This is a genomic window from Deinococcus sp. Leaf326 (genome assembly GCF_001424185.1).
GTDB lineage: Bacteria > Deinococcota > Deinococci > Deinococcales > Deinococcaceae > Deinococcus.
Genome location: NZ_LMOM01000088.1, coordinates 1 through 3,459, shown reverse-complemented (window position 1 = coordinate 3,459; position 3,459 = coordinate 1). Strand labels below are relative to the sequence as shown.

Here is a 3,459-nt window from a genome sequence, read left to right as displayed (position 1 = left end):
CCCGGGGTCTTGTCCTGGGGACAGTCTGCACACCTTCCCAGATAACGTGGACCTTTGCCGCCGCCAGGACAGCTATGGAACATGACGGCCCATCGGGTAACCGCTTGCGGAATGACTTGGCCGACCATCCCATACCACAGGTCTAGTGAAATGGGGGCATTCTGACCAGCTCGCTCTAACTCAGACTTGCGGTTTTACGTTCTCCGCGTAGTACGCTTGAGATACACCACCACCCTATGAGGAGGCCTTCATGTCGTTTCAAGCGTACCTTGACAACATCGAGAAGCAGACTGGCAAAACGCCCAATGAATTTGTCGCTCTCGCGCAGGCGAAGGGATTCACCGATCCGAAGACCAAAGCAAACGAGATTGTTGCCTGGTTGAAAGAAGAGTTTGGTCTAGGGCGAGGGCACGCCATGGCCTTGGTGCACGTCTTCAAGAACGGTGCGGCGATTTCGGAGAAACACATCGGGAGTGACGGCGTTCATCGTGATGAGAGCGACACCTTGCGACTTGATGGTTTGGATCATCGGGAGAGCTAGGGGCTCTACGACTGAATCCGCGTCAGGGCCACAGGCGCATTGCTGGTCGAGGCGTCGAGCTTGAACGTGAACGGGAAGCTCATGACAGCCGTTGAGGGAACTTGTGCATGTCTGTGGGCAGCGCTGCTGGGCCAAACCGATGTTCTCCATACAGCACGTACCGCTGAGCAGCGACCACCTCATACCCCACGGCCAAGTGTGCACGCTCCACCCGTGGCCAGGTGGGCCACGCGAAATCTCGCAGGTTGATGGTCGCCACGAATGCCGTTTCGACCCAGTCATGCATCGGGAGATGCCCGCGGCGTGCCGCGTCCAGTGCCGCTGGATCCCTGACGGTGGCCCAGATGGCCTCGGCGCAGTGTTGGAGCGTGCGTGCGTCTTGCTGCAGGTGTGTTTCTGCTGCCTCGTCAAGCGGGGGTGGACGAGCCGGACTGTTCATCTCCTCCAACAAGGCATCATTCGCCTTCAGGGCCGGAGCGATCGCCTTTGCGACCAAGGCTGACGCCGCCCCAGCGTTGCCCACCTGACCCAACAGCGCCAGGGCCTGTTCAATCTCATCACGTGTGGCCTGGAGTGCCAGCATCAGCTCTTCGCGTTGTTCAGAGCGCAGCGGGGGCGGTTTGAACGTCATGGTGGAAAAAGGATAAGCGCACCGGGCGGTCCGCCCTTCTCGCGCCTCAGGATGCCCATCTCTGGTTCAGTCGCACAGACCCTAGGCAAACTCGCTGAGCATCTCAGGCGGACATTGGTCGGTTGGGTGCAGTTTGTTGAGGTTGAGCTTGAGAGGGTCACTATTTTAGCTGTGCTGGCCGCGCAAAGACGCAACGTCGCTCAAACTGAAAGATGTCAGTCATCCAAGGCCGCCGCGCCCCGGGAAATGAGATTGCGTCTGACGCTCTGAAATGAACGAGTACGCTCCGAAGATTGGGCCACTCAATTCCACCGACCGTGTAACTGATAGGAACACCATGAAGAACTTGCTGACCGTGATCCTTCTCTCCCTCCTCGCTGCTCCTGCCCAGGCGGCCGGCATCCCGATCAAGGCGCTCATCACCGGCAGCGGGGGCAGGACCGCCTCACAGACACCCTATTCATCGTTGGTAAGCGCACCCGCGACGCGACCCCCCTGGAACTGGCAGTGGATGTCGTCAAACAAACCTCGGGCGGCCGGATTTCCTCCCTGAGCCTCCTCGTCCTCAAGGACCACCTGAAGCCAAGTGAGATCGACCTCCTGACCTCGGGCACTAACCGGGTCGCCACGAGCTGCTTCAATCTCAGCGCCGGGCGCCTGGAAGGAATCACGGTCTAGCTGAAGCGGCTCGATCGTCAGGGGATACGGAAGGCAGAAGCGAGCTTCGGGCCGATGCAGGTGGTGTACAAGCGGGACCGTACGCACGACGGGCCGTATATTGAGGGTTCCATGTTCCGTACAGGGCAGCCGGGCGCGGCGCCCTGGAAGAAGTACTGCACGAATTGAAGGGGGAAACCTGGTGAAGAGAAGAAACGGTAGCGTCAAGAGTCTCTGTATAGTGATTGTGCTCGCCTCCACCTCAGCCCTGGCGGCTGGTCCTGTGCCGGTCGGGGGCTTCAGGAACTGCAAGGCGGCCAACGCGGCCGGCTACTGGGACATCAAGCGGGGCACGCCGGCCTACCACACGCGGCTCGACCGCGACCGGGATGGTGTCGCGTGCGAGCGCAAGAAATGACAGCCTCCAATGTCCAGCAAGCCTAAGCCGGGGAACAGGTACGACGAGCTCTCGTTGCAGGCGGTCGACTGGCCAAGTGCCCCTGTATTGACTCGGGAGTGGCTGCGCCTGGTGCGCGAGCGGCAGGGATTACGGCAGGTCGATGTGGCCGCACGCCTGGCAGAGCTCGGACCGCACGTGGCCTTGACGTGTGAGCAGTTGTCCAAGCTGGAAAGAGGGAAGTTGCTCTTCTCCTATCTGGGATTTTTTCAGGCCGAAGGTTTGCGGCAGGTCCTGAACATTTCTCAGGCGGAGTGGGATGAGCGGATGCAGCAGGTTGGCGTGCCGCTGCAAAGGCGTGCCCCTTGACCTCGCCCTTCCAAGATCTGCCTCCGCTGCCGGACCGCTCTCCTTTAGACGACCCGAAGGACCGTATGCTGCCCCGGCATTGGTTACAGCGGGTGCGGGAACATCGAGGTCTGACGCAGCAAGGTCTTATCCAGCGACTGGCCTGTCAGGACCCGCCCTACCGGATGTCGCTTTCCTGCTACGGCAGGTTGGAAACAGGAAGGCGGGCTCTCCATGGCCTGCCCGTGGCTCAGCGAGAAGGCCTTCAGCGGGCGCTTGGTATTCCTGCCGAGATCTGGGAACAGGTCTTCAGGCGCATAGAGCCTGAAGAGCCTCAACAGGTCCTCTGAGCCCTCCCTCTCAGAATCCTGTGGGGTCCTATGTCAGCCTAAAGTTCAGGCTACCTGTTGCACGACCTGCCGCCAGGTTTTGAAGGCTGCTTTCTGGTGAAGACAGCGGTGGCGAGCGGGATGGTGAAGATCCGAGACTCGGGCGTGCAGGTCAAGAAAACCCTGTGCTCGTTTTCGTGACGTGAACCCTCGCTGCTGACGTTCTTGCCGTCGGGTGGAACGATGCGATTGTTCAATCAGATTGTTACAGCGCGCGGTGGAGATTACCTGAACGTGCTCCACGCTGTGGAGCACGGGAAGCTCACGTAGGGCCGCACCATAACTCCAGAGCTTGTCGGTGTGGATGACCTCCGGTACGTCGTATTTCTCCAACAGGCGCACGAAAAACGACTTGGCAGCCTCGGTATCGCGATGTTCCTGAAGAAAAACGTCCAGCACCTCAGTAGATGACAACTTCATTTTTTACTGCTCCTGACGCTGAAAAAGGGCTGATGATCGCCTCCAGAAAGGTCACCAGTCGTTCTGGTTTCCAGCG

The 3,459-nt window shown here is 59.7% G+C and carries 5 protein-coding genes and 1 pseudogene; 4 read left to right on the top strand and 2 right to left on the bottom strand.

Annotated elements, in window-relative coordinates; translation table 11 throughout:
• Positions 1 to 250: 250 nt before the first annotated feature.
• The gene (locus ASF71_RS21400) at positions 251 to 541 is read left to right on the top strand and encodes a DUF4287 domain-containing protein (protein WP_056303933.1); all 291 of its coding nucleotides are present in this window, start codon (positions 251 to 253) and stop codon (positions 539 to 541) included.
• Between the two features lie 79 nt (positions 542 to 620).
• On the opposite strand, the gene ASF71_RS21395 is transcribed toward ASF71_RS21400, so the two are convergent.
• Complete coding sequence (locus tag ASF71_RS21395) at positions 621 to 1,172, bottom strand: hypothetical protein (RefSeq protein ID WP_056303931.1); 552 nt, start codon at positions 1,170 to 1,172, stop codon at positions 621 to 623.
• Between the two features lie 507 nt (positions 1,173 to 1,679).
• Here ASF71_RS21395 and ASF71_RS24395 point away from each other — a divergent pair.
• From ASF71_RS24395 to ASF71_RS21390, 3 genes are all read left to right on the top strand, one after another.
• Entirely contained in the window at positions 1,680 to 1,850 is a 171-nt protein-coding gene (locus ASF71_RS24395; protein WP_156373040.1) for a hypothetical protein, read from the top strand.
• Between the two features lie 220 nt (positions 1,851 to 2,070).
• Positions 2,071 to 2,247, top strand: a complete 177-nt coding sequence (locus tag ASF71_RS25470; protein WP_235514682.1) for an excalibur calcium-binding domain-containing protein — start codon at positions 2,071 to 2,073, stop codon at positions 2,245 to 2,247.
• 9 nt (positions 2,248 to 2,256) lie between these two features.
• Positions 2,257 to 2,595, top strand: a complete 339-nt coding sequence (locus ASF71_RS21390; RefSeq protein WP_056303929.1) for a hypothetical protein — start codon at positions 2,257 to 2,259, stop codon at positions 2,593 to 2,595.
• Between the two features lie 374 nt (positions 2,596 to 2,969).
• Here ASF71_RS21390 and ASF71_RS21385 read toward each other — a convergent pair.
• Positions 2,970 to 3,365, bottom strand: a pseudogene (locus ASF71_RS21385) (DDE-type integrase/transposase/recombinase); the annotation flags it as partial.
• Positions 3,366 to 3,459 lie beyond the last annotated feature (94 nt).

Bases quoted from the DNA above. Each gene is read 5' to 3' on its own strand.
- ASF71_RS21390 (WP_056303929.1), top strand. From the start codon at position 2,257: ATGTCCAGCAAGCCTAAGCCGGGGAACAGGTACGACGAGCTCTCGTTG.
- ASF71_RS21400 (WP_056303933.1), top strand. From the start codon at position 251: ATGTCGTTTCAAGCGTACCTTGACAACATCGAGAAGCAGACTGGCAAA.
- ASF71_RS21395 (WP_056303931.1), bottom strand. From the start codon at position 1,172: ATGACGTTCAAACCGCCCCCGCTGCGCTCTGAACAACGCGAAGAGCTG.